This is a genomic window from Chryseobacterium sp. 14P4.3.2 (genome assembly GCF_057799275.1).
This window is the reverse complement of the sequence record NZ_JBYOKO010000003.1, coordinates 55,687-82,678: the sequence shown is the minus strand read 5'-3', so window position 1 is coordinate 82,678 and position 26,992 is coordinate 55,687. Positions and strand designations below refer to the sequence as shown.

The 26,992-nt window shown below is 35.1% G+C and carries 26 protein-coding genes; 12 read left to right on the top strand and 14 right to left on the bottom strand.

The genetic code is table 11. The features are described from left to right. The first annotated feature begins 6 nt into the window (after positions 1-6). The 5 genes from AC27VX_RS06065 (at position 7) to AC27VX_RS06045 (ending at position 3,721) form a co-directional block, all read left to right on the top strand. Positions 7-528, top strand: a complete 522-nt coding sequence (locus AC27VX_RS06065; RefSeq protein ID WP_300689218.1) for a hypothetical protein — start codon at positions 7-9, stop codon at positions 526-528. 137 nt (positions 529-665) lie between these two features. Continuing rightward, positions 666-1,058 (top strand): hypothetical protein, encoded by a 393-nt coding sequence (locus AC27VX_RS06060; RefSeq protein ID WP_488694405.1) that lies wholly within the window; start codon positions 666-668, stop codon positions 1,056-1,058. 180 nt (positions 1,059-1,238) lie between these two features. Continuing rightward, positions 1,239-1,697: a hypothetical protein gene (locus AC27VX_RS06055; RefSeq protein ID WP_488694404.1), complete on the top strand. Its 459-nt coding sequence runs from the start codon at positions 1,239-1,241 to the stop codon at positions 1,695-1,697. A 429-nt stretch (positions 1,698-2,126) separates the two neighbouring features. Next, the gene (locus AC27VX_RS06050; protein WP_488694402.1) at positions 2,127-3,155 is read left to right on the top strand and encodes a hypothetical protein; all 1,029 of its coding nucleotides are present in this window, start codon (positions 2,127-2,129) and stop codon (positions 3,153-3,155) included. Between the two features lie 149 nt (positions 3,156-3,304). Further along, the gene (locus tag AC27VX_RS06045) at positions 3,305-3,721 is read left to right on the top strand and encodes an NUDIX domain-containing protein (protein ID WP_236858889.1); all 417 of its coding nucleotides are present in this window, start codon (positions 3,305-3,307) and stop codon (positions 3,719-3,721) included. Positions 3,722-3,744: 23 nt separating this feature from the next. Here AC27VX_RS06045 and AC27VX_RS06040 read toward each other — a convergent pair whose 3' ends face one another. After that, positions 3,745-4,449 (bottom strand): DUF4294 domain-containing protein, encoded by a 705-nt coding sequence (locus AC27VX_RS06040; RefSeq protein WP_236858887.1) that lies wholly within the window; start codon positions 4,447-4,449, stop codon positions 3,745-3,747. 51 nt (positions 4,450-4,500) lie between these two features. Here AC27VX_RS06040 and chrP point away from each other — a divergent pair, with 51 nt between their 5' ends. Beyond that, a complete protein-coding gene (gene chrP, locus AC27VX_RS06035; protein WP_488694399.1) occupies positions 4,501-5,574 on the top strand; it encodes a chryseobasin maturation metalloprotease ChrP in 1,074 nt (357 codons plus the stop codon). A gap of 121 nt (positions 5,575-5,695) precedes the next feature. Continuing rightward, positions 5,696-6,346, top strand: a complete 651-nt coding sequence (gene rpe / locus AC27VX_RS06030) for a ribulose-phosphate 3-epimerase (RefSeq protein ID WP_236858883.1) — start codon at positions 5,696-5,698, stop codon at positions 6,344-6,346. Positions 6,347-6,558: 212 nt separating this feature from the next. On the opposite strand, the gene chrI is transcribed toward rpe, so the two are convergent. Genes chrI through chrA form a run of 3 tightly spaced genes read right to left on the bottom strand, consistent with a single transcriptional unit; the run spans position 6,559 to position 8,402 of the window. Continuing rightward, positions 6,559-7,044, bottom strand: coding sequence for a chryseobasin maturation helper ChrI (gene chrI, locus AC27VX_RS06025; RefSeq protein ID WP_488694397.1), 486 nt, complete (start codon positions 7,042-7,044; stop codon positions 6,559-6,561). Positions 7,045-7,080: 36 nt separating this feature from the next. Then, positions 7,081-8,178: an MNIO family chryseobactin maturase gene (gene chrH / locus AC27VX_RS06020; protein WP_488694395.1), complete on the bottom strand. Its 1,098-nt coding sequence runs from the start codon at positions 8,176-8,178 to the stop codon at positions 7,081-7,083. A 2-nt stretch (positions 8,179-8,180) separates the two neighbouring features. Beyond that, positions 8,181-8,402: an MNIO class RiPP chryseobasin precursor ChrA gene (chrA, locus tag AC27VX_RS06015; RefSeq protein WP_236858878.1), complete on the bottom strand. Its 222-nt coding sequence runs from the start codon at positions 8,400-8,402 to the stop codon at positions 8,181-8,183. Positions 8,403-8,763: 361 nt separating this feature from the next. Between chrA and AC27VX_RS06010 the strand changes: the two genes are divergently transcribed. Next, positions 8,764-10,611 carry an alpha-L-fucosidase gene (locus tag AC27VX_RS06010; protein WP_488694394.1) on the top strand — a complete coding sequence of 616 codons (1,848 nt, stop codon included), beginning with the start codon at positions 8,764-8,766 and terminating at the stop codon, positions 10,609-10,611. Between the two features lie 87 nt (positions 10,612-10,698). Here AC27VX_RS06010 and AC27VX_RS06005 read toward each other — a convergent pair whose 3' ends face one another. The 9 genes from AC27VX_RS06005 to AC27VX_RS05965 all read right to left on the bottom strand — a co-directional run bounded on the left by AC27VX_RS06005 (position 10,699) and on the right by AC27VX_RS05965 (position 19,296). Then, positions 10,699-11,115, bottom strand: a complete 417-nt coding sequence (locus tag AC27VX_RS06005) for a nucleoside-diphosphate kinase (protein WP_034707297.1) — start codon at positions 11,113-11,115, stop codon at positions 10,699-10,701. 694 nt (positions 11,116-11,809) lie between these two features. After that, entirely contained in the window at positions 11,810-12,736 is a 927-nt protein-coding gene (rsgA, locus tag AC27VX_RS06000; RefSeq protein ID WP_236858875.1) for a ribosome small subunit-dependent GTPase A, read from the bottom strand. Positions 12,737-12,910: 174 nt separating this feature from the next. Then, a complete protein-coding gene (locus tag AC27VX_RS05995) occupies positions 12,911-13,993 on the bottom strand; it encodes a chorismate mutase (protein ID WP_236858873.1) in 1,083 nt (360 codons plus the stop codon). Between the two features lie 396 nt (positions 13,994-14,389). Continuing rightward, a complete protein-coding gene (locus AC27VX_RS05990; protein WP_236858871.1) occupies positions 14,390-14,932 on the bottom strand; it encodes a hypothetical protein in 543 nt (180 codons plus the stop codon). Between the two features lie 68 nt (positions 14,933-15,000). Beyond that, positions 15,001-16,086 carry a DNA polymerase III subunit gamma/tau gene (dnaX, locus tag AC27VX_RS05985; RefSeq protein WP_236858868.1) on the bottom strand — a complete coding sequence of 362 codons (1,086 nt, stop codon included), beginning with the start codon at positions 16,084-16,086 and terminating at the stop codon, positions 15,001-15,003. Between the two features lie 101 nt (positions 16,087-16,187). Further along, positions 16,188-16,820, bottom strand: coding sequence for a TetR/AcrR family transcriptional regulator (locus AC27VX_RS05980; protein WP_236858866.1), 633 nt, complete (start codon positions 16,818-16,820; stop codon positions 16,188-16,190). After that, positions 16,813-18,087, bottom strand: coding sequence for an aminotransferase class I/II-fold pyridoxal phosphate-dependent enzyme (locus AC27VX_RS05975; RefSeq protein ID WP_236858864.1), 1,275 nt, complete (start codon positions 18,085-18,087; stop codon positions 16,813-16,815). The genes AC27VX_RS05980 and AC27VX_RS05975 overlap by 8 nt, the downstream gene beginning before the upstream one ends. Before the next feature lie 426 nt (positions 18,088-18,513). Continuing rightward, positions 18,514-18,867, bottom strand: a complete 354-nt coding sequence (locus tag AC27VX_RS05970; RefSeq protein WP_236858862.1) for a helix-turn-helix domain-containing protein — start codon at positions 18,865-18,867, stop codon at positions 18,514-18,516. Positions 18,868-19,086: 219 nt separating this feature from the next. Further along, on the bottom strand, positions 19,087-19,296 hold the full coding sequence (locus AC27VX_RS05965; RefSeq protein WP_488694389.1) for a hypothetical protein: 210 nt from the start codon (positions 19,294-19,296) through the stop codon (positions 19,087-19,089). Between the two features lie 822 nt (positions 19,297-20,118). On the opposite strand from AC27VX_RS05965, the gene AC27VX_RS05960 reads away from it, so the two are divergent. The 4 genes from AC27VX_RS05960 to AC27VX_RS05945 all read left to right on the top strand — a co-directional run bounded on the left by AC27VX_RS05960 (position 20,119) and on the right by AC27VX_RS05945 (position 25,752). Then, entirely contained in the window at positions 20,119-23,112 is a 2,994-nt protein-coding gene (locus AC27VX_RS05960) for an ATP-binding protein (RefSeq protein ID WP_488694387.1), read from the top strand. Between the two features lie 7 nt (positions 23,113-23,119). Next, positions 23,120-23,731: a response regulator transcription factor gene (locus AC27VX_RS05955; protein ID WP_300689268.1), complete on the top strand. Its 612-nt coding sequence runs from the start codon at positions 23,120-23,122 to the stop codon at positions 23,729-23,731. Positions 23,732-23,964: 233 nt separating this feature from the next. Then, on the top strand, positions 23,965-25,167 hold the full coding sequence (locus AC27VX_RS05950) for an MFS transporter (protein WP_300689271.1): 1,203 nt from the start codon (positions 23,965-23,967) through the stop codon (positions 25,165-25,167). Between the two features lie 171 nt (positions 25,168-25,338). After that, positions 25,339-25,752, top strand: a complete 414-nt coding sequence (locus AC27VX_RS05945; protein WP_236858855.1) for a hypothetical protein — start codon at positions 25,339-25,341, stop codon at positions 25,750-25,752. A 201-nt stretch (positions 25,753-25,953) separates the two neighbouring features. On the opposite strand, the gene AC27VX_RS05940 is transcribed toward AC27VX_RS05945, so the two are convergent. Next, positions 25,954-26,916 carry a helix-turn-helix domain-containing protein gene (locus AC27VX_RS05940; RefSeq protein WP_488694384.1) on the bottom strand — a complete coding sequence of 321 codons (963 nt, stop codon included), beginning with the start codon at positions 26,914-26,916 and terminating at the stop codon, positions 25,954-25,956. Between the last annotated feature and the right edge of the window lie 76 nt (positions 26,917-26,992).

Here is a 26,992-nt window from a genome sequence, read left to right as displayed (position 1 = left end):
TATCAGATGAAAAATATAAACTTCCCAAGCATTGAAGAATTCACTTCTGCAATTGGCAAAGACTCAGAATCACCAGAGCTCAAAATGATTTTCTCAAAACTGGAGATTACTGAAAAAGATTTAAATCGGCTTACAGTCAAAGGATACCGAGTGTGGAGCAATGGCGAAGCAGGGTTACAATTAAATTTAGAAAACATTGATTTTATGAACAGACTTTCTCGTCCTCGTAATAAAGGGCCGTGGATACTGACGAACATAATCTTCTGGAATCATCTAATAAAAACAAAGAAAAAAGAGACAATGCTTTGCTACAAGGAACCTTTGCCCTATAGACTGGATTTCTTGATGAGCAGGGAAAAAGTAAGAGAGACACTCTCTGCCCCATTAGGGAATCCAAAGATCTTTGGGCTTTCAGATAACGTAGACCTATGGGTTTCCGAAACGTTCGAATTACGAGTAAATTACGCAGGAGAAAAAGGAATCCGCTGTATCAGTCTTGGAATAATCGTTGATCGTAGCGTCATGTAAATAGGTTTGTACCGCAGAAAGAACTAAAGCCAAGAACAGGGAATGATAGAGAAGCATGTAATGCAAAAACAGAAATTTCAGTAGAGTAATATGGAAAAAAAAGCACTAAAAAAAACCATGAAAAAATGATAATATCTTTGGCAACTTCAGGAAGGAAAGCCTGGGAGTCTGGAGATATAAAAAAAGCGGAGAATGACTTTCTTCCCTCTTGGGATGCAATCCCCGAACCCAAAGCCGAATACTATCTATCACAGTCAGCCTCACATGGTATTACCATCTTCTACAGGTCAATTGGAAACACTGAAAAAGCAAAACAATGGCTCAACATAATGAGAAAAATATATGGACCAGGAGAAGCATCTGAAGAATATGTAAACTTTCTTGAGGGAACCATTTGCTACGACTGTGGAGAACTAGATGAAGCATTTCTTCTTTTCTACCCGCAGTATAAAAAATATGGCAATCGTGCTTTTGAAGGAGAAGACAAAAAGTATCTGGATTTCGTTAAAAACAAAATAAAAGACAAGTAAAATAAGGTTCTTAGTTAAATTAAACAACATACTTTTCTATGCTAAAAGATAGAAACCTACAAGCGATGAAGATTAACTCCCCTTTACTTTCAAAACTCAAACTAACTTTCCAAAAGCTAAAGAATATCAAGAAACTATAAGTAAGCAATTTTGAATCTCAACATTAAAACGACTCACATTATGAAGCACTTTAAATTTTTGACACAATACTACGGAGAAAAAAATCTGAAAAAATTTCTGAATAAACTGAATATTTATAAAATTCCCAATCCACTCAGCAATGCTTGCGACGACACCTATCTTAAAAACAAAAAAGCCGGAATTGAATTAACCTTTTCTCATCCAGAATCAATCAAGGAAGCAAAACGGAAATACCCAGCCGGAGCCCTTGTATTATCTAACATACGATATTATGGAGCCAGAATTGGCAAATTCCATGTATATAAAGAAAAATTACCATACGGAATCAAATTCGGACAAATGAAATCTGATCTTTTCCCGTTACTTGGTGAACCAGAATGGAAAAACCCTGAAGAAAGCCGATTACGCTGGATTCTCAACAACCATACACTACACATCACGTTGAATAATGAAAATAGAGTCATCATTGTTTCAATGGGAATACCATTCAATCCATAACAGCAGAAGCTTTTCTTCTTTCTACCCACAGTATAAAAAATATGGCATTCGTTCATTTTAGGGAAAAGACAAATTAAATAAAGCTTCTTAGTTAAATTAAACAAGCTACTTTTCTACGCTAGAAAACAGCAGCCCCCCCTAACAGAATCCCCACTTAGCCACTTGTTCTTCCAATTAGTCTGTAATTATTCGGAATACAGACAGCCTTTCTCTTGTCCTCCCTTATATTTAATTATAGATTTGGACCCTCATAACAGGAATTATTTATAAATAACTCCCCAAAAATCACAATCAAAATACAAAGGATGGGAGACCCCGATTTTGCTTTATTTATAGAATGCAATGATGTGAGACTACCCACCGAATTCAAGTTCCTGAATCAAGTTTTATTAAAGTGTAAAAAATAATTTGATAAAATATTTTAATTTAATGGATAAAAAAAAGAAACCATTACCTATTTCATTTGGGAATGGATGCGCAGTCAGTGATGACATTTTTTGCATTACATCAGTTCCCGATAATCTTAATTCTGAAACTGAGTTTACCCGGATATTCATCCTTAACCTTTCATCTAAAATGAATTGGACACATCATGATATTCCCAACCGCACCATCATTTCAATAGCACTAAGGCCTAAATCAGATACTCTTCCAAGAGCATGCTATGCATTAAGTGACTACGGACAACTCCAGATATTCAATTCTACAGAGATTATAGAAGAGGAAATCCCAGCAATGAGCTCAGAAACAAACAGAGATAATGAACTAACTTTCTCTGCGATAAGACATATAGGCCAAAAAGCATATGCTTGTGGTACAATTGGCCGTATCTATCGAAGAGATGATAAAGGCTGGGTTCAAGTCACAACACCTATTGCTGATGAGGCCTCTTGGAATTTTCAATCACTCATAAATATGATTGAAAAGAGTCAGCCTGAAGATATTGCTGAACTCACAGAAAAAGTAAAGACCATTCCTAACTTTGAATACATTGCCGGCCTATCGGATAATAAAATCTATGCTTGCGGAAATAATGGAATAATTATCTATTGGAATGGCATATCATGGAATTATTTAAAAAGCTCAACTAAGAAGTATCTTCATCATATCCATTGCGTCTCTGCAGATCAGGTATATATATGCGGAGACAATGGAACATTGCTGTCAGGAAATGCAACAGATGGATTCTGCCAAATCAAACTTGACCGAAAGTATCTAAATTTTTGGGTAGTTCAAAATTTTAAGGGAATCATTTATGTTGGAACCACTTCTGGACTATTTCAATTAGAGGGGGTAAAATTGATACCTGTTAATTTTGGATTGAATAAAACTTTCACAAATATCGCAATTCAAGCACTCGAAGCTACTGAATCTGTGCTTTGGGTAGTCACCGATAAATTTTTGCTCAGACTTGAAAACAATATATGGAAACAAATATTACATCCGGATAATGTATAGTCCTAAAATATTACAGTAAGTATTTATTCAAAATAAATGATCTTACATATCTTAATACAATTTCTCCTCAAGCATTACAGATACTTTAACCTTTGCTCTTTGCACTTATTTCCTTACATTAGCTATACAAAATATTATACATTATATATATGATAAATAAGATCAACATTAGAGTGTACGGCTGTGTGGTAAAAGATAAAAAAGTACTGACTTTATTTGAGGAATATGCCGGTGAACCTTTAATGAAATTTCCGGGAGGAGGTTTGGAGTATGGCGAAGGAGTCTTAGAGTGCCTGCACCGCGAATTTGATGAGGAGCTTAATGTGAAGGTAGATATTGCTGAACATCTTTATACTCAGGAAAACTTTCTGGTTTCCAGATTCAAAAAAAATGAGCAGCTTCTTACCCTATATTATATAGTAGATATTGTCAATGAAGAAGATTTCCTGATTCTGGATCCATGCATCGAAAAAACGGAATGGATTGAAATAGACAGACCGGATAATCCTTTTCCTCTTCCTGTGGATCAGATTGTATTTGATAAATTAAAAGAAAAATACCTGTAAGCATTCTTACAGGTATTCTTATATTATTTTTTCACTTTAAAATCGTTAGATCCCGGATAAGGCTGCAGATAGCCCGAATTCCAGTTAGACTGAAGCAATGATTCTACGAATTCATCACTTCTGTTATTGTGTGGATCATAGCGGTCTTTCAAATCAATATCCGCCATTTTGCCTTTTACATTCCACCAGAAAGCGCTCCACCCACCTCTCAGTTCTTTAATGATTTCGTAAACGTTTTTACCGGTAGCCCTGTTCATCAGTTTTGCAAAAACCTGTCCTTCCGTTGTTGTAAGATCTCTCAGCTGTTTTTCATATTGATCAGCCAGCATATTCTGTCTTTCTCTTACGAACTTTCTTTTCGCTTTGCTATCCATATCATTCATATCCTTTTGAATGTCTCTGTATTGCTGTAAAGCAGTTACAAATAACGGATATACTCTATATAGCTTTTTGTTGAGAAAGTAATAATAATTTTTATCCAGCTGGTTATTAAATCTCGGTTTATTCACCAAAACCAACTCATCCAATACGACTACAGGCTCTCCGTTGATCTCATAGATCTTCACTTTCTGCAGTTCGTCGTAATAATATTTATTACCAAATTCATCTACTTTCAGGGATTCAGCGGGATATTGATTGAGGGGTTTTGCGACCACTCCATCTTTCTGACCAAAAACACTGACTCCAAAAAAGAAAATAAAAAGACAGATAATCTTACTAAAATTCATTATTTTTACACTTATAAGAACAAAAATTAAACGCAAAAATCATTCCTTTTTATGAAATTTGAAAAGAAATCTTTGAAATTTTTAGAGAAATATCTAAATACGTCCTCTCCAACAGGTTATGAACATGAAGGGCAGAAGGTATGGATGGATTACATCGAACCTTATGTAGACAAAATTGAAGTAGACCATTATGGAACGTGTTATGGGATTATCAATCCTGAGGCTGAATTCAAAGTAGTCATTGAGGCCCATGCAGATGAAATTTCCTGGTATGTTAATTATATTACAGATGACGGATTAATCTATGTAATTAGAAACGGAGGTTCTGATCAGACGATTGCCCCTTCGAAAGTGGTACACATCCATGGGGAAAAAGGAATTATAAAAGGAGTTTTCGGATGGCCGGCTATCCATACCAGAGGTAACCAGAATGAACCGATTCCAAAAATTGAAAATATTTTTATCGACTGCGGGGCTACCTCTAAAAAAGAAGTGGAAGAATTGGGAATTTTTGTAGGATGTATGATCACCTACCCTGATGAGTTCTTTGAGATGAATGACAGATACTTTGTGTGCAGAGCTCTGGACAACAGAATCGGCGGATTTATGATTGCAGAAGTAGCAAGACTCTTAAAGGAAAATAAAAAATCCATTCCTTTCGGGCTTTATATTACCAATTCTGTGCAGGAAGAGGTAGGTTTATACGGAGCAGATATGATTGCTGACACCATCAAACCCAATATCGCAATTGTAACTGATGTTACTCATGATACTACCACTCCGATGATTGAGAAGAAGAAAGAAGGTGATCAAAAATGTGGTGATGGTCCTGTGATTTTCTTTGCTCCAAGTGTTCATCATACGATCAGGGAATTGATCATTGATACCGCAAAAGCAAAAAAAATCCCATATCAGAGAGCTGCAGCTAGCAGAGCTACGGGAACAGACACTGATGCTTTCGCTCATTCTAACGGCGGGGTACCAAGTGCTTTAATTTCCTTACCTTTGCGTTATATGCATACCACAGTAGAAATGGTATCTAAAGAAGACGTAGGAAATGTCATCAAACTTATCTACGAAACTGTTCTGAAGATCAAACCGGAAATGAAACTGAAGTATCATTAATAGAATCAAGATTCAAGACACAAGATTCAAGACCCCAAATAGGTATACAGATAAACTCTAAGTTTACAACTCATATCTTGGTTCCTGGCTCTTGCCTCTAAATATCTAATAAAAAGTAAAAATGAAAACGAAGCTTATTGCTCCATCCCTTTTATCGGCAGACTTTGGGAATCTGCAAAGAGATATTGAAATGCTGAACAGATCTCAGGCTGACTGGTTCCATATTGATGTAATGGACGGGAGATTTGTACCCAATATTTCATTTGGTTTTCCGGTAATGAAAACGGTACAGCAGCATGCCAAAAAATTCGTAGATGTTCACCTTATGATCGTGGAACCTGAAAAATATGTTGATGAATTCATCAATCATGGTGCAGATCTTGTGTCGGTACACTACGAGGCTTGTACACACCTTCACAGAACGATTCATCATATTCAGAGCAGAGGCGCTAAAGCAGGTGTAGTTCTTAACCCTTCTACTCCCGTTTTAATGCTTGAAGACATTATTGCAGATGTAGATCTTGTATTACTAATGAGTGTGAATCCAGGATTTGGGGGGCAGAAATTCATTGAAAATACGTACAAGAAAATTGCTGAAACGAAAGATTTGATTTTAAGCAACAATTCTACAGCTCTTATTCAGGTTGACGGAGGAGTTAATCTTGATAATGCTTCAAAATTATTTGAAGCCGGAGCTGATGTTTTAGTAGCGGGAAATGCTGTATTTTCAACAGAAAACCCGGAAAGAACGATTGAACTTTTGAAGATCTAAAAAAGATATTTATACAAAGAAGAAAGGCAGCTATTGGCTGCCTTTCTTCTTTGTGGAATTTAAGTCGTCCTGGTTATTATTTTTTTTCAACATTTAAAAAATGTTATTCTTTGTCTTGTTATAACCCAAAGGTCCGAATAAAACAGCACCTGCGCATCCGTAGAAATACTGAATTTGTTTTTAAGTATTTCCACTTATATGATTCTTCTTTTTTAAAATTCTCTATTCCAGATACAGGAACAGACCACCAGAATTATACTGATCACGGAAAAAGACGTTCTTATATTATTCAGGAAATTCCATCGGCTTTCAAAGTTGTCACGCATCTGTTTAATAGCCTCTGCCGTTGAATTGGATATATCAAACTTATCCAAAGTATCATTCATCGGAACATTTCCGGCTACTGTAACTCCAAAGACGCCTATCAGATAAGCTAATGCCGCTATCAAAAGAAAGATAAAAACAGGCTGCTGGCCACGAAACAGAAAAACCGATATCGGAAGAAGAATGGCCGTTCCTATAAAACTCATAAAGAATACGGGATTTAAAATTTCACGATTTATACTTTGCATAGCCTTCAGATATTCAGCATCTGACAGCTTTCCAAGCCCCAGGACTACAGAGCAAGAATATGCATAAAAAAGCCCTCCTATTAAAGCAGTAAGGACAGCAGTAATGAGTAATACAAATGTTGTCATTTTCATATCATTTAATTTGTGGTGATCAGAGCGAAATTAGTAAGGATTCCAATTTTTAATAATATTACTGGCAGTGCGTATCATTTCAGGATCCCAATTTTCAGTTTTGAAATAATGAAAAGACTCTTCTTTGATGATGCCAGATCCTTTACTGTCAAAAAGAAGCTTTGTAAGTCTGGTCTGTTCTTCATATAAAATCAAATCCTCTATTGGCTTTTCTGGAAATTCAACAGTTTTTTTCAACCAGTTATCTTTCTTACAGATCTGATAGTCTGAAGCTTCTGTTATTTTTTCAACCTTCTTAAAATCATTAAAAAAGTCTTTCTTTTGACTGTCTGTTTTTATTGTACTCCCCAGCCTCTCTATGATTATATATTCCAAATCAGGACATTGAGCCAGTACAGAAGGCAGAATAGATACAATTTCGTCAGGAATAAGATCATCATGGGTATCTCTCCTGACCTGCTTTTTTCCATAGGCACTTTCCTGCCAGCTTCCCCCGGAAAGATGAATTTCCTTAACTTTATGCAAAGGGTACAAACTGATAATCTCCTGCATACCAACATCAAAATTACAAGCCTGGCAATAGATATTATGAAGATCTAGAATAAGAAAACCATTTGTATCCTCTACAAGCTGATCCAGAAAAACTCCCTGTTCCTTTACATCATCTATGGAAAAGGAAAATGCCAGATTTTCTATGCCTACAGGGATATTAACGGTATCCTGAAGCCTGTAGAGTCTGTCTTTTCCAATCTGTAATGTTTTAGGGTGTAAGGATATGGGCAGAGGTACGCCCTGATGAAAATTTTCAGTATTCATAAAACCGAAATGTTCGGTGATATGATTATAATTTCTTTTATGAACTTCTTCTTTTAATTTTTTAAGCCAAATCTCCTGCCTTTCGGTCCATATGGCATCAAATAATGAGTAATAAACACCATGTCCGATCAGGCGGTTATTTTCTGAATAAAAATTCAGTAATTCATTCAGCCAGGCAGGCTCTTCTGCATCATAAAAAGTATCAAATGACCACTCCAGTACATCCACAGAACTGGACTCTAACAGTGGCAAAACAGCAGAAACAAAATCTGTTTCCGGCATCATTGATAATCCCAATAGTGGCTTTGTCATTTTTATCCCATTCCGCAGGCCGGACAGCCATGCCCGCGAAGAACAAGGGTATCTTTTTTTACAACCGTTTTAGGAATCCCCGGTTTTGGTTTCTCAGGAGTATCGGGACTGGTTGCTTTTTTTACTTTCTTTACAGGCTTTTTAGTCTTACCCGCAGGTTTTGTCGTCTGTGCAGACACTCCTGCTGCTAATAATCCAGCCATTAATATTGTTGGAATTTTCATAATTTCTTTTAGATAAATTTACAATAAGTGTTCCATTTATAATCATCCCCCTGCTTTTCTACTTTCTGTACTATCTTCTGAACAGTCTTTATGTTACAGTTTTCTCCATTTCTGAGATCGATGTATGTTCATATTGATAGCAGCAGAACCATTGGTAAACCCTTACATTAACGACAATCTGTCAGCGGACAACCTCGGAAATATCGCTTCTGATTTGACAGAGAACATTTAAAAAAATAGGCTCAGAATAAAGATACAACAAAAAAAGGAACGTTCTGTGATGAATTATCAGTAAATAAGAGCAAACTATTCTATACTCTAATATTCTTTATTTATATTTAATATTAAAATAAATATATACATGAAAAATGGTCTGATTAAAGCTGTTTTCCTTGGATTGATCGTATCAGCAAAAAGTATCGATGCGCAGGTTCAGTCAGTTGAAAACAGCAATAAAATGGAATGGTTCAAAAATGCCAAACTGGGAATTTTTATTCATTGGGGAATTTACTCCGTGAACGGAATCTCTGAATCCTGGTCATTCTTCAACAATTATATTAATCATGATAATTATATGAAACAGCTGAATGGTTTTTCAGCTTCAAAATATCAGCCTGAACAATGGGTAAACCTGATTAAAGAATCGGGGGCCAAATACGCAGTCATTACGACAAAACATCATGACGGTATTTCCCTTTGGAACTCTAAAGCAGAAAATGCGACTACTATTCCTCATAATTCTTTAGCAAAAAAAGATGTTTTAAGTCCTTTCATTTCTTCTCTTAAAAATTCAGGATTGAAGACGGGGCTTTACTTTTCACTTCCGGACTGGAGTCATCCTTATTACGACATCAACACGCGGACAAAAAAACGTTATGAAATAAAAAATGACCCAAAACGATGGCAGAATTTTATTCAATATTATCAAACTCAGCTTACAGAGCTTTCAACTCAATACAAGCCCGATCTGTTATGGTTTGACGGAGATTGGGAACATACTTCTGAAGAATGGGAATCTTCCCAGACCCTGAATCTTCTTAAAAAATACAATTCCAATATTATTATCAATTCCAGGCTCAATAATCATGGAGACTATGATACTCCTGAACAGGGTATTCCGGTTACTGCTCCTCTGCATCCGTACTGGGAGCTTTGCTATACCATGAATGACTCCTGGGGATATCAACCTTACGACACTCATTACAAAACGCCTAATATGATCATCCGCACACTGGCAGATGTCATCAGTATGGGAGGCAATCTTCTTCTTGATATCGGGCCAAAATCTGATGGAACCTTACCTGAAAAACAGGTCGAAATATTAAAAAACCTAGGCAGATGGACTTCTAAGAACAAAAAAGCGGTCTATGAAACAGACCACGGAATTCCGTTTGAAAATTATAAAGGAAAATCAGGTTTATCAGCCTCAAAAAAATCGCTGTTCCTTTATCTGGAAGAAGTTAAAAGTTTTACAAAGATCTATGGATTGGCAACGAAACCCAGCTCAGCAAGTATCATTGGAGATGATCAGGCTGTAATTGATATGGATTATAATCATGAAAAAACGCTGACGCTGAACTTCTCAAAAGTTAAGTTTGACAAAGATGTCACTGTTGCAGAATTGGTTTTTGATATTCCACCCATTTTCCTCACAGATTTTAAAAATGAAGCAATACCACTCCATCAGCTTCTGGAAAATAAAAACACTAAATTGGCTGTATATGATTTAATCAACAGCTTTCAGAATACAGATAATCTTCTTAGTTTTTCCGGACTGACCAGTGGCGGCCTTGATATAAAGATTAAGAAAACAGCTAAAACCAATCCTGAAATAATAAACTGGATCAGTAAAAATACGGAGGCTATTTTTGAAACGGAAAAAGGGTTACCTGGAGGTCATTATTCAGGAATGAGTGCTCTTTCAAAAGATAAACAGACGCTCTATCTTTTCGTTGAAGGAATTCCTTCTGGGCCCATTGCTGTAAAAGGAATAAAAAACGAAATTTCAAGAATTAGAATTGTAGGTGAAGGAACATTACTGTCTCACGATATCTACAATAAACTTTACTGGAGTGACAGGCCTGGCATTATTTATATTGACATTCCGAAAGAAAAGATTGATAAAAATATGACTGTGATTGCCGTCTTGCTAAATAAACCTCTTGAACTTTACAGAGAAAAGGTAGGCGCTATTGAAAACAATCTTTAGAAATGGCTCTGGCGCTGAGATTTGATATAAAAAACAAAATCCGGAGAAAAATGATTCTCCGGATTTTTATTTTGTAAGATGATCTGCTTAGAAAATCTCTCTTCCTGAAAAATGGAACTGAGCTTCGATCAATGCATTCTCGTCAGAATCTGAACCGTGAACTGCATTTTCCCCGATGCTTCTTGCAAACATTTTTCTGATTGTACCTTCTGCTGCATCAGCAGGGTTCGTAGAACCAATTAATGTTCTGAAGTCCTCCACTGCATTATCTTTTTCAAGAACAGCAGCAACGATAGGACCAGAGCTCATAAATTCTACTAATTCACCATAAAATGGTCTTTCAGCGTGTACTTCATAGAATTTTTTTGCATCAGCAACTGTAAGCTGAGTTAATTTTAAAGCTTTGATTTTAAAACCTCCCTCAGCAATCTTACCCAATATTGCACCGATATGTCCGTCAGCAACTGCATCAGGCTTAATCATAGTGAATGTAATGTTAGACATAAATGTATATTTTTTTAATGGCGCAAAATTACAAAAAATATCTTTGATTTTTATTTTAATTTTTTTTAACACAAAAATAACTTTTATTAAGAAATCATGAACTAAAGTTTGGCACAGTAATTGTTTATTTTATTTCGATTCTCATGTTTAATTTGAGTTTTCATGGTTATTAGTTTTTACCCAGCTTCGGCTGGGTTTTTTATTGGCAAAAAACACACCACTTCTTTAATGATATTACAGCCTGAAAAACCATATAGAATCATATCTTCACGGCATTGCTTCAATAGTAGTCAATGACATAAACAACTTTTTTATTGTCTTTACAAATTCAGAAATTATAGAATAGAATAAAATCAAAAAAAGTAGAGTTAATATCAAAAAAACTCTTCCGAAAAAGTGGACTTATTCCAAAAGCTAAAAAAAATTAATGGAAAAAGTAAAAAAAAATCATTTTTTATTTCAAACCAGTGTTTAACCATATTTATAAGCATGACCTTTTTTAACCGCAACCGGCAAATTTTTCAAAAAATAAAAAAACAAGGCTAATTTAGATCTCTTTTTGAATCTGACAGAAATGACATAAAGTCACAAATAACAGCATTATGTGCCATCATTTCATTTTATGTGACATACAGCAAACTGACAGGTTGATCTATGCCAATCTGTTACAACTCCTATTTATGAGATATTCTGATTATTTCTGAGAAGCTTCTTCTGCTTCGTCCATTAGCTTAATGTAAGTGGCATATCGGGAATGCTGAATTTCTTCAGTTTCAAGTGCATCAATAACCGCGCACTTTGGCTCGTTCACGTGGAGGCAATTGTGAAATTTGCATTCTTCCCTTTTTTTGAAAATTTCAGGGAAATAATGCTGAACTTCTTCTTTCTGAATATCGATCATCGCAAATTCACGAACACCAGGAGTATCAATAACATTTCCTCCAAAATGCCAGAAATGCATCTGAGCAAATGTTGTTGTATGTTTTCCTTTTAGGTGAGTATCGGAAATCTCCGAAGTTTTCAGGTTTAATCCTGGTTGCAATGCATTTACTAATGTTGATTTTCCACAGCCTGAATGGCCGAAGAATACGGAAGTTTTATCTTTAAGAAGCTCCTGAAGCTGATCAAGGTTCAATTGAGAATACGAAGAAATTTCCAGTGTATTGTACCCTATTTCCTGATAAATAAATTCCACATCTTTTACGATTTCAATTTCTTCTTCATGAAGAACGTCGATTTTATTAAAGAGAATCAGCGGTTTTATGTTATAAGCCTCACAGCAGGCAAGAAATCTATCCAGAAATCCCAGAGAGGTTTCAGGGTGTTTCAGTGTAAAAATAAAACAGGCCAAATCAATATTGGAAGCAATAATATGAGCCTCTTTTGAAAGGTTTACAGATTTTCTGATCAGATAATTATGCCGTGGTTCTATTTTAGTAATCCATGCAATATCATCCTGTTCCAGTTGAAACTCAACAAAATCTCCTACAGCAAGCGGATTGGTAAGCCTAGTTTTAATTAATTTAAATTTCCCCCTGATTCTGGCTTCGAAAATTCTGTTTGTATCCAATTCCAAAACCTGATACCAACTTCCTGTAGATTTAATGATTTTTCCTTTCATAGATAATACTAGATGCAAATATAAGAAATTAGGGCTTAGGGTTTAGAAAATAGGGTAAAACAAATATTTTAATTCTCCCCTAGATCCTGATACCCTAAGCCCTGATATTATTTTTAAGCACTTAATCAATAGAACAAGAGCAAATTCTCTTATCCTATATCATAATTCTTATGCCTATTTCTTGTCGATCATAATATTATTCTGAACTTCAATAGACTCTTCGTGAATCGCTTTGAAAACTTTTTCAATAAACTCATGAGACATGCCCGTTTCTTTAGCTTTTTGATTTGCGTATTCTGTAATTACTTTCCAACGTTCCGGCTGGAAGATCGCAATATCATTTTCCTTTTTAAGTTTTCCGATTTTTTCAGAAATCTTCATTCTCTGAGAAAGAAGTTCAATCAATTGGAAGTCAAGATCAGAAATCAATGTTCTGTGCCTTCCCATTTCACCTTCAAAACCTGCAAGATCAGTACTTCTTACTTTCAGATTACTGATAAGCTCTGCCAATACTTCAGGAGTAATCTGCTGAGAAGCATCACTCCATGCTTCGTCAGGATTGCAGTGTGTCTCGATAATTGCCCCCTGGTACCCTACGTTAAGAGCTTCCTGGGTAATGTCTGCCAATCCTGTCCTATTTCCACAAATGTGAGATGGATCTATCAGCATTGGAATATTAGGGAACTGGCTTTTGAAATCAAGAGCAATCTGCCAGTTAGGATTGTTTCTGTATTTTGTTTTTTGGTAAGTAGAAAATCCTCTGTGGATAACTCCCAAGTTTTTAATATCCTGTCCTAAAAGTCTTTCCAGAGCTCCAATCCACAATGCAAGGTCCGGATTTACAGGGTTTTTAATGAATACCGGCTTATCTGTTCCTCTTAAAGCCATTGCGATTTCCTGTACTGTAAAAGGGTTTACTGTAGAACGTGCTCCTATCCAAAGAACATCTACATCCGCCTCTAAAGCAGCAAATACATGGTGAGCATTAGCAACTTCGGTAGCGGTTTTAAATCCGTATTCTTCTTTTACTTTTTTTAGCCAGTTCAGTCCAATTACACCAACTCCCTCGAAACCATTAGGTTTAGTACGAGGCTTCCAGATTCCTGCACGAAAAACGGATACCTGAGCATTGGATTCTTTAATCCTTCTAGCTGTTTCAAGCATCTGAGCTTCACTTTCTGCACTACATGGTCCTGCGATCATTAGAGGTTGTGTAAGCTCATTGATCCACTCGTTTTTTAAATCTTTTAAATTCATATTCTAAATTTTATTGTTTTTTTATATTTTTTTGAAGTTCACAGCAATAGCCCTTTGATTATAAAATTTACTTTATAATTCTTTTCAAAAAATGCCGTTCAAAATTGTTTAAAGGAATCAGGAAAATAAAAGGGCTCTACTTCTCCTGTATTTTTTGGAAAGAAATTTAATTAGCAATACCAATAAAATCGGTAATACGTTCTAAAATTTCTATAATAAGAAGCAGAAAAGCTAAAATAACCGCTAAAAAAATTAGCGGGTGCAAAAAAAGACTGGTATGTATGTACTAATTTTTCCATTTTTCTCTGGAAATGTCTTTGTTTTAGCGTTTCTAGTTACAATTTGTTTTTGTCAAAAACTTATTTTGAACAAAAATCTTTGACAAATATATAAAAATTATGTCAAATCAAACTTCATTAAATCATCAAGATCTTTTAAAAGTGGATTTTTTTCGATGAATTTCTCGAATATTTTTCTTTTGGTGACTACCTCAATCTTCAGATTTTCAACGTCTCTCACGTATTCTACCTCAATAATATGGTTGTGAACTTTTTTTCTGAAATGATTAAAAAATTCTCCACTTATTTTATCAAATTCCACTTTGGCAGAATCAGATGGGAATAAAACTTTGATTTTATTCTCTTCAGCTTTTACCAGTTTGAAGGTTTTTACTGCATTAAAGACAAAGTTATTTTTTATCTGCAGCTGTTTAAGCATTATTTTCCACTCCATCTGCAGGTCTGTATCTGTAAAATGATGTGCAGAAAGGTTTTCAGTTTTTACAGTAGTATCTTCTACGGTCTTTACTTTTTCTTCTTTGTTTATAAAAGAATTGATACTGAAGCCAGAAGAAATTCCAGGTCTGGATAGTGGTTTTGTTGTTTTCGTAATAACAGCTTCATCAAGAGTTTCAGATGGCAGGGGTTGTTCTGCCTTCATTTCTTTTTTCTCCGGAGCTTTTTCAAGAATTTTGACTTCCTGCTTCTCACTGAGAAACGGAGCCAGTATCAGGAATTTTTTTTTTTAGTGACGTCTGAGTTGGCAGTCAGCGAAGCCAATTGCATTAATGCAATTTCAACTGTAAGTCTGGGATTTTTGGAGTTCTTATAATTGATATCCGCATGATTGCAAATTTCTATACCGTCTATCAGTTGCTGAGGGTTCCATTTCTGTCCCTGTTCTATAAATTTGGATTTTGTCTTCTCTCCTACTTCAATAAGATCCATAGTGGAAGTATTCTGTGCCATCATCAGGTCTCTGAAATGATTGCCTAGTCCTGCAATGAAAATATGAGGATCAAAACCTTGTTTTACAATACCATTAAAAGCGGAAAGAACTTCAGGAATCTTATTTTCCTTGGCAAGATCTACAATATTCAGATATTGGTCATAATCCAGGATGTTTAGAACCTCTGCAGCTTTCGCCAGGGTGATATTTTTTTGAGAAAATGTAGAGAGCCTGTCAAAAATGGACAGTGCATCTCTAAGTGCTCCATCAGCCTTCTGGGCAATCAGATACAAAGCATCATCTTCGTACTGAATATTTTCTTTTTGGGCAATCGTTCTTAAGTGTTCCTGGATGCCTTCAATCGTAATTCTCTTGAAGTCATAGATCTGGCAGCGGGATAAAATGGTTGGAATAATTTTATGCTTTTCGGTGGTTGCCAAAATGAAAATAGCATGAGCAGGCGGTTCCTCAAGAGTCTTAAGGAAAGCGTTGAAGGCAGCAGAAGATAACATATGCACCTCATCGATGATATATACTTTATACTGACCTACCTGTGGTGCAAAACGTACCTGATCTATCAGTTCCCTGATATCATCTACCGAGTTATTGGATGCAGCATCCAGCTCATAGATATTGTACGCAAAACCGTCTTCTGAAACAGAACCGTCTTTTTCATTGATCTTTCTTGCCAGAATTCTGGCACAAGTAGTCTTACCTACTCCACGCGGACCACAAAAAAGCAACGCCTGAGCCAGTTGGTTTTCTTCAATTGCATGTTCTAAAGTATCCGTAATATGGGACTGTCCTACCACCGTATTGAACTCCTGGGGACGATATTTTCTTGCAGATACTATAAAATTTTCCATTGGTCAAAAATAAGAAATATAGTTTTAATTTGAAAATTAAAAGGTTTCCAATTTTAAACAAAAATAAATTTTTGCTTAAAATTGGAATGTTTTAATCCACCTTACTTCTGATAAGCAAAATCTATTATTTCTACAATAGCTTTCTCTATTTCCGATCTACCTTCTTCGTTTTTCATATCAAGTCCGCAGAAAGTACTTCCGTTCGCAGCGGTATGAATATTCAGATAGTAAGCTCCTGAAATAAGCAAAGCCATGATGGCCCTGAATCTTTTGGCTTTGTCTTCTCCAAAATAAGGGTCTGTAATATTTTTAAACATTACATCTCCCATTTCTTCGCGCTCATCCGCCAATTTTCTGAGGATAGGTTTGTGTTCTGAAAGCTCCCAAAGAATAATCTTCTGAAGTTCTTTATTCTTTTTCAAGCTTTCAAATTGATTAATTAAAGCAATTTTAGACAGTTCTTTCCCTCCATCCGAAAGATCGATTTCTCCATTACTGCCTGCAAGATTATTACTCCAATAATCCTGAGATTTGATATACTCATCAATCAACTTATCTGTACTTCCGAAGTACTCGTAGATTAACTTTTTATCAAAACCAGCTACTGCTGCAATTTTGCTTACTTTTAGGCCAGAGTAACCCTTTACTCTTAAAATTTTACCAACTGCGGCCAACAGTTTCTGTTTGGTCTTCTCCTTATCTCTGATAGGACCCTGTACAACTTTCCTAGGCATGGTTGTTATTAAATTTTTTTGCAATATGCAATTTATTATTGATATCTTCAAATGCATTTAGCGTTTTATCCAAATGTTTTCTCTCATGAGTGGCCATTACCGCCATTCTGATTCTTGCATCTTTCCTCGCTACTGCAGGATATAATATCGGGTTGGTATAGACTCCGTGTTGTATAAGAAGCTTTCCAACATCACCGGTCACATTAGGATCCCCTATTTTAACCGGAACGATGGCGGAACACGTATTTCCTGTATCCAATCCTATATCATTTAATCCTTTTTTAAAGTAATTTATATTTTCCCAAAGTTTCAGACGCCACATCGGCTCTTCATCTATCAGTTCTATAGCTTTTATAATTCCCATTGTAGATGGCGGTGCTGTAGCAGAAAATATCTGCTGGCGCGACTGGAACCTTATAAAAGCCGCCATTTTTTTATCACAGATTACATATCCTCCAATATTACCAAAAGTTTTACTGAATGTACCTGTAATAAAATCTACTTTATCTATCAGTCCTGCTTCTTCAAGCGCCCCTCTTCCCGTCTCTCCCAAAATTCCCACTCCATGAGCATCATCTACCATTAAATAAGCATTATATTTTTTCACCAGGTTGTAAATCTCTTTCAGAGGTGAAACATCACCATCCTGTGAATAAATACCGTCAATAATAACCAATTTTGTACGGAACTTATCTTCTGAAGTCTTCAAAATGTGTTCCAAAGCATCCAGATTATTATGAGGAAATGTTTTTGAATTCGTAAATACACATCCTTCATGTACGCTGGCATGCACAGCCATATCTATAATAGCAATATCTTCTTTTTGCATAAGAATCTGAAGAGTTGCACTATTTGCGGTATAACCGGTAGTAAATATTACAGCTTCTTCCTGCTTCTTTCCAAAGAAGGATGAAATCTTTTTTTCAAGGTCATCATGAAAAACAAAATGGCCCCCGATCAATGGTGAAGCACCTGCTCCGGTTCCGTATTTCTGAATTCCATCAATGGCAGCCTGTTTCACTTTTGGATGCTGGGTAAAGCCCAGATAATCATTAGAAACAAAACTTACATAATCATTCTGTGTATTCTCTATATCTACATTCATTACAGAACTACATCCTGAGTTATTTTTCAGTCTGTAGTTCATATGACCATTGGATTTCATATAATCCAAAAAGTCATAAAAAATATCAGCTCTTTTAACTATATCAAAGTCTGGGATATTCTCGAAATCCCTAAATGTTGCTGTTGTGAAATTGATGCTCATCCTTAATCTTGTTTGTTGTGGTTTGAAGACGCAAATATATGGTTATTTAAAGGCCCTTAGCTCCAGTAAAAGATTAAATATTATTAATGGCACAATATTTTTTATCTTAATCTCTGGAAACCAAACTTCTTCGTATATCTATAAATTGAAAGAAATTAGTTTTACTGAATTATTTAGTTTTTTCTTATCTAAATGTAATGAAAAAAAACAAATAATAAAAGAATATAAATAAATAATATATAAAAACTTGTTTATTTATCACAACAATCTCATTTATAAAACGTTATTTTTTATTATTTTCTCACAATCGTACAATAGAAAGTATTAAAGGTTGCCACTCTCTTCTATTCTACCTTTTCAAAGTGAAAAAATGCGGCTTTCTGCTTTACAATAAAGTTTAAGATAATTCTAATTTAAAGATGCTGTTTATATTTTAGTTGAAATTCTAAATTCTCCGGGAGTAATCCCCGTCATTTTTTTAAAGAATTTTGAAAAATTGGAAGGGTCATACGTGAAAATACGGGCAATTTCTGCTACCGACAGATCTGAAGCAGTAAGCATCTTCTTTGCCTCCTTAATAATGTTCTCATCATAAAAATGACAAGGATGCTGCCCTGTTTCTTTTTTTATGGTATCCGTAAGATGTTTATGAGAGACAGCCAGCTCTCCTGCAATTTCATTTACCTCCATGAACTCTGCCACAGTTCCGGAGATAACATCCTGAATGTGCTGATTCAGAAACGTAAAATATTGATGGGTAATTTCTTTGCCTCTTTTCATTTGTATTTTTCTTATGAAATAAATTTAATCACTAGGAATAAAAAAAATAGGGTGAACTTTTCGGGTATTCAATATCTTGTTTGGTAAAAGTTTTTGAAAACCTTTCAACGTTTGTTTAGCAAAGGTATGTGATCGTTTTAAGAATAAAGCATAAATGCCAACCTGTGATTGAGTTCTGTAGAAGATATGATGGATATAATAGGATCGGCTGTGTTTTTATCAGGTCCGGTTAAAAGTCTTATACAAATGTATCCTGCTGACCTGATCATCTTTAAAATCTAAAGATAAGATTGTCTTTCTTCCCAACCAGGTTCTGGTTAACTCGTACGTCCAGGTTTCATCTGTAAAGAAATTAAAACCATCACCCAATTCTTTTTTAACCTCTTGACGGGTCTTCCCCATCAGATGAGTAAAATCTTCTTCTTTCATAATCCTGTGTATGCTTTTATCCAACAAAATTGAGGCCAGAGTATTTAATGTCAATTTCTGCCTATACACCAAGGACAGGATAGGCACAACTGATGGAGAGATAAATTCTATACCGACAGAGAATCTGTTATTTGGACTTTTGTATGTTGAGATTAAGGAAATGATCTCACCATGGAAGAACAAAAAAGCAAAAGATCTCGTGAGGAGCTCCTTTGCCGTTGAAGGGAAAATCGTTTATGTTCTTAGAATCATTATTTTTTTAAATAAGCTTCTTATTTGTACGTGTGAAACGTTTTGCAAAAGTATAAATACTAATTGGCCCTGTCAAAGGCTTTCTGTAGAAGTAACACCTCGTGTTTATCGAACTTTTACTACAAAAATGAGATCAGTAAATATCCTGCACTTTAAAAGTATCTTGTGACAACTTATAGAATTTGTTCATTTTATAAATAAAAAAACTATAAATCAGAAAATTATAGAATGTATTTCTCCTGATGGTTATTGAAAAGTAGTCAATTAAAATTCCAATAAAATATCACCATATGTTGAAATAATGACATCTGCAAAATATTATTATCGTGTTCATTATCAGTGGTTATATAAAAAACTCATGCTAAAACACTTTAGGATGTATCAATTTATGTATATAATTTCACTATTTTTACGCAATCAAACAATCTAAAAACACAAAAGACCAGAAAACTTAATGACAAAAATTTATTTTCAATCGTTCCTACCTATTAAAAAGACTTTGACTTGTACACAAACTATTATTAACCGTTTTTTGCACTAATGCAGAAAGCATAGATCAGTTTTGCACATATGAGAGTTTGGGCATTGTTTTTTGCTTGCTTATATTTAAACATTTATGGACAACGCCATACTTCGACATGGTATAATATAGACAATGGACTTCCGCAAAGCAGCGCTAAGGCCATTGTTAAAGACCTATATGGATTTATCTGGATTTCTACCGAAAACGGACTTGTAAGATATGATGGCAGTTCCTTCATTACTTTCAACAATTTTAAAATAAATAACCTCCATTTTGGAGAATTCATTGGTGATCCGCTTCTGGATAATATAACTGTGCTCAATAGTTTTCAGGAAAATAAAATCGTCATTAAAAACAGGTTTCCCACATTAGCCAAACTTTCCGACAGCGATAAAACAATTCTTTTAAAAGGCAATAACCCTATATACAGAGTATCCAACAATGGTATATCATCTAATTTCTATAATGATATTCAATATTTTATACAGCTTAAGAATTCGGCCTATTATTTTACGGAAAGAGATGCCGTCATTTATAAAAATGAAAAAGGAAGTGACATCAAAATAAAACTGCCATTTTCCAACAAAAACCTGAGCAGCACTTTTGTTTGCAATGAAACTCTTTTTGTCAATGACCCGAAATCCAGAAAAACGTACTCTATATATAAAGGGAAATTTTCTGTTTCAGCAAAACACAGTCTCTTTAATGATCCTGACAGCAGAATCTATTGGCAGCAGATTACCAATCAGACTTTTATTATCAATCACAATAATATTTATATTGCAGAATACAAAGGAGGTGCGCTTACATTGAAACTTCTTGTAAAGTATGACGAAATAGGAAGGCATTCTTATTACTCCATGTTTTATGATAAAGATTTTGACAAACTTTATCTGGGTACTCTTAATAACGGGCTTAATATTCTCAGTCTTTCGAATTTCTATGTAGCTAAAAAGGAGGCCGACTTTGCGAACAATATTTACTTTGCCTCTCTCCCATTCAGTAAAAGTACAATTATTACTGAGGACGGAACAGAATTTGGAAAAAATGGTATTGTGCATCAATATCCGTTCGGAAGCAGCGATAATTATCTGATGATGTATGACAGTTCCGGAAATATTCTGATCCAGAAAAGAAAAGGCGTTTTTCGGTTTTATAAAGATTCAGGGTACAGGAAAAAAGATTCTTCTGTGATGAAAAAAGGATTCGAGATCTTTATGAAAAGTGGAAATATGTATGCTTCTTCATTTTCAGATCTTTCTAACTACCGGCTGCAGATTTCAAGAAAAGATGTAGCCGCGCAGCCTGATTTTACTTATCATTTTAAAAATTTTATCAACACTTTTTTTCAATACAGTGAAAATGAAGTACTGGCAGCCAGTAGTGACGGCCTTTATTCTATAGTTTTGGGAACTGATATCATTACTCCTGTCCAGAGAAATATTGAGGTCAAAAGTATCATCAGAACTAAAGATAATCAGGTCTGGGTTATGACCAGCAAAAACGGTTTTTATCTTTTTAAAAACCATAAACTGATCAAAATACCAAATGACAGGAATAATTCTCTGCAATCTGCGCATTATATCCTTGAAGACCAAAAGGGTTATTATTGGATATCTTCCAACAACGGATTATTTAAAGTTCCAAAAAAACAGTTATTACAATATGCTGTAGACAAAAAAACGCCCGTATACTACTATCGTTTTACCAAAAAGGATGGCTTTCTGACTAATGAGTTTAATGGCAGTTCAGAACCTAATGCTTATGCTTTGGAAAATGGAGAATTTGTATTTCCTTCTATGGACGGCTTTGTATTTTTCAATCCTGACAGCATCAAAACTTATTATCCTGAAAAGAAAAATCTATACCTGGAACGGATAAAGATCGGGAATGCCGAAACTCAGCATTTTTATGGTTCCATTGATTTAAAGAACAATTATAAAACTGCTGATGTATTTATTGATATTCCTTATTTTTCTAATCTGGAAAATCTCTACCTGGAAGCTAAAATATCGGGACAGGAAAATTCGGAATGGGAGCAGGTCAGTACAGGAAGAGAACTGAAATATACGATCAGTAATCTGAGCCCGGGAAATTATAGTCTGAGGGTGAGAATGCTTGTATCTCCGGATGGGGCGTACGAAGAAAAGACAGTCCGTTTCAGCATTGAGCCTCTTTTTTATCAGACCTTATTGTTCAGGGTATCTGCCACAGTGATTATTTTGGTAATTATTATGATCATCGTTCAGCTGACGACCAATTTCTTAAGAATCAAAAATAAAGCGCTGAAACAGCTTGTACACAATAAAAACTCAGAACTTAAGGAAACATCGCTCACTCTTGAAGTGGTAAAAAGCGAATTACAAAAAGAAACTGAATACCAGAAGAAGCTTGTAGAAACTATCAGTCATGATATTACAACACCCATAAGATTTATAGCAATGCTTTCTCAGAAGCTTTATGCATCGGATAATGTTGAACTTCAGAAGAAGTATTTTGACAGTATTTACAAGTCCTCTGAGCAGCTTTATCAATTTACACTGAACTTAAAGGAATATACTGAACTTTATAAAGCGGAAAATATTTTTGAGGAAAAGGAATATCCTATCAACAGGATTCTGGAAATCAAGAGGAAATTATTCTTCGAAATCGCAAAGGAAAAAAACACCGTTATTATCAATACAACGGGAGCGACAGTTTATTCCAAAGTGAATGAAAGTATTCTGACGGCTATTATTCATAACATCCTGGATAATGCGGTAAAAAATACACTTGAAGGAGAAATCATCCTGAATATCAAAGAAAATAACCAACACTCCATAATAATCATCACTGATACGGGATCAGGAATGTCTGCAGATCAGATCATCAATTATGTGAACCTGTTCAACAATCCTAAACTGGAAACCCCAAGTTTCAAAGGAAAAGGACTGGGTCTGCATATGGTCATCCATCTTGTCAAAAAAATAAAGGCCGGAATTCATTTCAGGCAAAATGATCCTAAAGGCACGATTGTGGAGATAATACTCAATAAAAACTAATTTATATATGAATGACAGAATCTTAATCGCTGATGATCATTATGTAGTAAGAGCGGGAACTGCTCTGGTACTGGAATCTGCCTATCCAGGTCTGAAAATAGACTTTGCAGAAAACTATGAGCAGGTAAAAAAAATGCTGGGAACACAATATTACAATCTTCTTATTCTGGATATTGATATGCCCGGAACTCAATATAAAAAAATGATTTCTGAGCTTAAAGATATTCAGGATACCATAAAGATTCTTGTATTTTCCGGCTATGATAAAGATGTTGCTATACAATACATCAGAGAAGGAGCTGAAGGCTACCTGAATAAACAAAGCAGCGAAGAGGAAATTAAAAATGCGGTGAAAACAGTAATTGAGAAAGGCTATTTTTATCCAACCGAACTCATCGGACTTATTATTCAGAATAAAAGGGACAATCCGGCAGAAAAGCTATCTTCCAGGGAGTATGAGATTTTTAAACTTCTGGCGGATGGCAACGGAAATCTCGAAATTGCCAATAAACTCAATATCCAGATGTCTACTGTGAGTACTTATAAAAAGAGAATTTTTCAGAAGCTTGATGTAGGGAATATCGCGGAGCTCATTAAAGTATACGAGATGATGCATTAGTAAGCCCTTTATATTTTCGCCGATTCATTCTTTTATTAAAATCAGGGCCGGATTTAAACAGTCATCCGGCCCTGGGAAAAAGTCAACCCTATTATTTATCATGATAACAGATCTATTAATCTGTTTTACCAATAAACATCATTGAAATAATGATTTTTAAATTCGAAAAATAATCTGGAACTTTGTATGATTAAATTTTCTGTGAAATCAGTGCATTTTAACTGCAAAAAAACATGAATTTATCTGAAAAAGCTGATCAGGGAAGCCAACGTTTCCGATATATAAAACTTTGTATTTTCTTTTCCGGGCTTTCCGTATTTGCACAACTTTATCTTTTTCAGCCGATGCTGCCCATGGCTGCGGAACATTTTAATGTATCTGTAGGTGATACTTCATTGCTTGTATCATCATCTACCATTGGAATGGCATTGGGATTATTGTTTTTTGCTTTTAAAGCTGACAGTTATTCAAGAAAGAAACTGATGGTATTTTCTTTGGTTTCATCGGCTTTGCTTACGATTATTTCAACCTGGATTCCCAGTCTGAGCATTCTGATTGCAATCGGTGTACTGAAAGGTTTTGTTGTATCGGGAGTATCAGCCGTTGCCCTCGCCTATCTTACGGAAGAAGTAAGTTCCTTAGCTGTACCGATGGCTATCAGCATGTATCTCAGCGGCAATACAATTGGCGGAATGAGCGGGAGAATACTGGCAACTCTAATTGCGGGAGAGCTGGGATGGCGAAATGCTGTTCTGATCATTGGAATTGAAAGTTTAATTCTGGGTGTTGTATTCTGGAAACTTTTTCCTGAATCAAGATTCTTCAATCCACAGAAAACAGACTATCATTTAAAGGTTAAGCAAATGAAGTTTTTCCTGACGAATCCATATATGCTTCGTTTATATTTCATTGCAGCTCTGCTTATGGGAGCCTTTGTGAGTGTATACAATTACCTTACTTTCAGACTTGAAGCTAAACCATTTTCTCTAAGCCACTTTATCATTGCTTTTATATTTTTAATGTATATTTTCGGGGTATTCGGGACTATGATTGTGGGGAGGCTTTCCAAAAGGTTCCGGATGAATGATATTTTAAAAGGTTCTATTCTTTTTATGCTGGCGGGAGCTTTATTACTCTTATCAGAAAATATTTATCTCCTTATTTTTGGACTTGGCCTTTTTACTCTTTCATTTTTTTCAGCACATACTATGGCCAGCCAGATGACAGCACTTTATGCTAAACGCGGAAAATCCTCTGCAACTTCTATTTACTGGCTGTTTTATTATTTTGGTTCAAGTATTCTGGGAAGTGGTACCGGATATCTTCTTCATGCCTACTCATGGAATATATTTATCGCTATTCTTACAGTGGCTGTCATCATTGCGCTTTTCCTTGCAACGGCTAATACGTCTAAAGAAGGAAAAAGAATCCAATAATTATATTTTTTTAAGTAAAAATTAACAATAAGCTTATATTTTAACACATTATTAATTAATTATACTGAAAATTTAACTTAAGCTTCATCAAACCTGGGAGCAATATTAAGATGCCGGGCATAGTATTTGCTAACTTTATAGAATCACATCATCTCTAAAAATCAAAATATTATGAACGTAGCGGATCTTAAAATCAAAAACTTAGTCGAGTACAAAAATCAGATTTATACGATCACTGAAATTTTTCAGAGTATCAAGCAGGCATATTTTGTTAAAATTGAAAATGATATTGAAAGTATCTCGGTCCCGGCAGATTCTATTAAGCCTATCAAAATAACCGAGGAATGGCTTGAAAAATTCGGTTTTTCAAGAACATACACCTCAGATCAGAGAATCCGGTATGAAAGACCGGAAGCATTTATAAAATACGATATTGACCTAAGCTCCAGAAAGATCCTTGAAGGGCTGAAAATATATGGTAATGCTATACGATGCAAATATATTCATGAGTTTCAGAATATTTTTTCCTGTTTATTCGGAAAAGAGCCAGCCTTGCATTTTGGCTATCTGAAAACAGAATCCTAGTTAAATAATTCTTATTGCGAGAAACCACAGTTTACTAAAATAGACTGTGGTTTTTTGTAATAGAAAAGCAGATCACAGCCCTATTATCGGTTTATAATAATGAAATATCAATTGTTTTTACCAAGAATTCTGACAATATAAATGTAAGGAAGGGAGTATCTGATCTTTTTATGAAGCAAGGATGCTGGCAGAATTTCCCTTTCAGTTTATCATAGAATACTGCTTAGGCTTCATTCCGGTATGTTCCAGAAATATTTTTGAAAAATGGCTCAGATTGGTGAATCCCAGCTTATAGCCAACTTCAGAGACCGTATATTTTTTTTCACGCAACATAAAAGCGGCTTCTTTCATTCTAAACTCCTGATAATAACTGAAAATACTGTTTCCAAAAACCTGTTTGAATAACCGTTTCAGCTTGGTAGGACTCATGCCTGCCCGTGATGAAAGTTCGTTGATAACCGGCGGAATTTCCAAACGTTCAAGAATCTCTTTTTTGACTTTATAAATGGTTTGTATGTCGTGGGAATTCAAATCATAAAGACGTTTTTCATCTCTTTTTTCAAGTTCCATAAGCAATCTGCAAATTAATTCTTCGGCTTTTACCCTTAAGAAAAAAAGTGTAAAAGTTTCATTGGACTGCCCGGAAACAATCTCATCTACAACCCATTGCAAAGAAGGACAGATCATCTGTTCAAAGAGCAAAGGCTGAGAATTCTGCAAAAGACTCTGTAAAACCGGCGACTGTTCTGATAAAGTAAAGAGCCCACTCAGGTAAGCTGCATCTATTTCGATATTAATGGTAGCGGTATTGCTATGAATTGAAATCACCTCATCGGTATTGATACGGCTTGTACCTATTAAAACGGAGGGTACATCTGATGGATGCAATCCTTTCCCTGATGCTTCAATTCCGGGAAATATATTCTGAAATTTAAAAAATATCATTTTCTTCGCCCCATTAATATCTTTGTTTTCAATAGGAATATCTTTTTTAAGTTCATAATTACTGATCAGCATCCGGATATGTTCATTAAAAATAAATCCGGTACAATATCCGCTTCCAAACTGAGGCGGAATTTCCAGCTTTCTGTCTATTAATTCTGTTCCTAATAAATCAGCGAGCTTTTTCAGAACATCCGGAAGTGTGCGATCATTATTTTCCATAAAAGTCTTTTACAGCTATTTTGAGGTCTAATATAGTTATTTTATTCTTAAAACATTGCTCAATTTTGTACTACAC

Bases quoted from the DNA above. Each gene is read 5' to 3' on its own strand.
- AC27VX_RS05990 (WP_236858871.1), bottom strand. From the start codon at position 14,932: ATGAAGGCAGAACAACCCCTGCCATCTGAAACTCTTGATGAAGCTGTT.
- AC27VX_RS06055 (WP_488694404.1), top strand. From the start codon at position 1,239: ATGAAGCACTTTAAATTTTTGACACAATACTACGGAGAAAAAAATCTG.
- dnaX (WP_236858868.1), bottom strand. From the start codon at position 16,086: ATGGAAAATTTTATAGTATCTGCAAGAAAATATCGTCCCCAGGAGTTC.
- AC27VX_RS05945 (WP_236858855.1), top strand. From the start codon at position 25,339: ATGAACGTAGCGGATCTTAAAATCAAAAACTTAGTCGAGTACAAAAAT.
- chrI (WP_488694397.1), bottom strand. From the start codon at position 7,044: ATGACAACATTTGTATTACTCATTACTGCTGTCCTTACTGCTTTAATA.
- AC27VX_RS05940 (WP_488694384.1), bottom strand. From the start codon at position 26,916: ATGGAAAATAATGATCGCACACTTCCGGATGTTCTGAAAAAGCTCGCT.
- AC27VX_RS05955 (WP_300689268.1), top strand. From the start codon at position 23,120: ATGAATGACAGAATCTTAATCGCTGATGATCATTATGTAGTAAGAGCG.
- chrP (WP_488694399.1), top strand. From the start codon at position 4,501: ATGAAATTTGAAAAGAAATCTTTGAAATTTTTAGAGAAATATCTAAAT.
- chrA (WP_236858878.1), bottom strand. From the start codon at position 8,402: ATGAAAATTCCAACAATATTAATGGCTGGATTATTAGCAGCAGGAGTG.
- AC27VX_RS05970 (WP_236858862.1), bottom strand. From the start codon at position 18,867: ATGAAAAGAGGCAAAGAAATTACCCATCAATATTTTACGTTTCTGAAT.
- AC27VX_RS06045 (WP_236858889.1), top strand. From the start codon at position 3,305: ATGATAAATAAGATCAACATTAGAGTGTACGGCTGTGTGGTAAAAGAT.
- AC27VX_RS05975 (WP_236858864.1), bottom strand. From the start codon at position 18,087: ATGAGCATCAATTTCACAACAGCAACATTTAGGGATTTCGAGAATATC.
- AC27VX_RS05995 (WP_236858873.1), bottom strand. From the start codon at position 13,993: ATGAATTTAAAAGATTTAAAAAACGAGTGGATCAATGAGCTTACACAA.
- AC27VX_RS06040 (WP_236858887.1), bottom strand. From the start codon at position 4,449: ATGAATTTTAGTAAGATTATCTGTCTTTTTATTTTCTTTTTTGGAGTC.
- AC27VX_RS06005 (WP_034707297.1), bottom strand. From the start codon at position 11,115: ATGTCTAACATTACATTCACTATGATTAAGCCTGATGCAGTTGCTGAC.
- rpe (WP_236858883.1), top strand. From the start codon at position 5,696: ATGAAAACGAAGCTTATTGCTCCATCCCTTTTATCGGCAGACTTTGGG.
- chrH (WP_488694395.1), bottom strand. From the start codon at position 8,178: ATGACAAAGCCACTATTGGGATTATCAATGATGCCGGAAACAGATTTT.
- AC27VX_RS05950 (WP_300689271.1), top strand. From the start codon at position 23,965: ATGAATTTATCTGAAAAAGCTGATCAGGGAAGCCAACGTTTCCGATAT.
- rsgA (WP_236858875.1), bottom strand. From the start codon at position 12,736: ATGAAAGGAAAAATCATTAAATCTACAGGAAGTTGGTATCAGGTTTTG.
- AC27VX_RS05965 (WP_488694389.1), bottom strand. From the start codon at position 19,296: ATGAAAGAAGAAGATTTTACTCATCTGATGGGGAAGACCCGTCAAGAG.
- AC27VX_RS05980 (WP_236858866.1), bottom strand. From the start codon at position 16,820: ATGCCTAGGAAAGTTGTACAGGGTCCTATCAGAGATAAGGAGAAGACC.
- AC27VX_RS06050 (WP_488694402.1), top strand. From the start codon at position 2,127: ATGGATAAAAAAAAGAAACCATTACCTATTTCATTTGGGAATGGATGC.
- AC27VX_RS06010 (WP_488694394.1), top strand. From the start codon at position 8,764: ATGAAAAATGGTCTGATTAAAGCTGTTTTCCTTGGATTGATCGTATCA.
- AC27VX_RS06065 (WP_300689218.1), top strand. From the start codon at position 7: ATGAAAAATATAAACTTCCCAAGCATTGAAGAATTCACTTCTGCAATT.
- AC27VX_RS05960 (WP_488694387.1), top strand. From the start codon at position 20,119: ATGAGAGTTTGGGCATTGTTTTTTGCTTGCTTATATTTAAACATTTAT.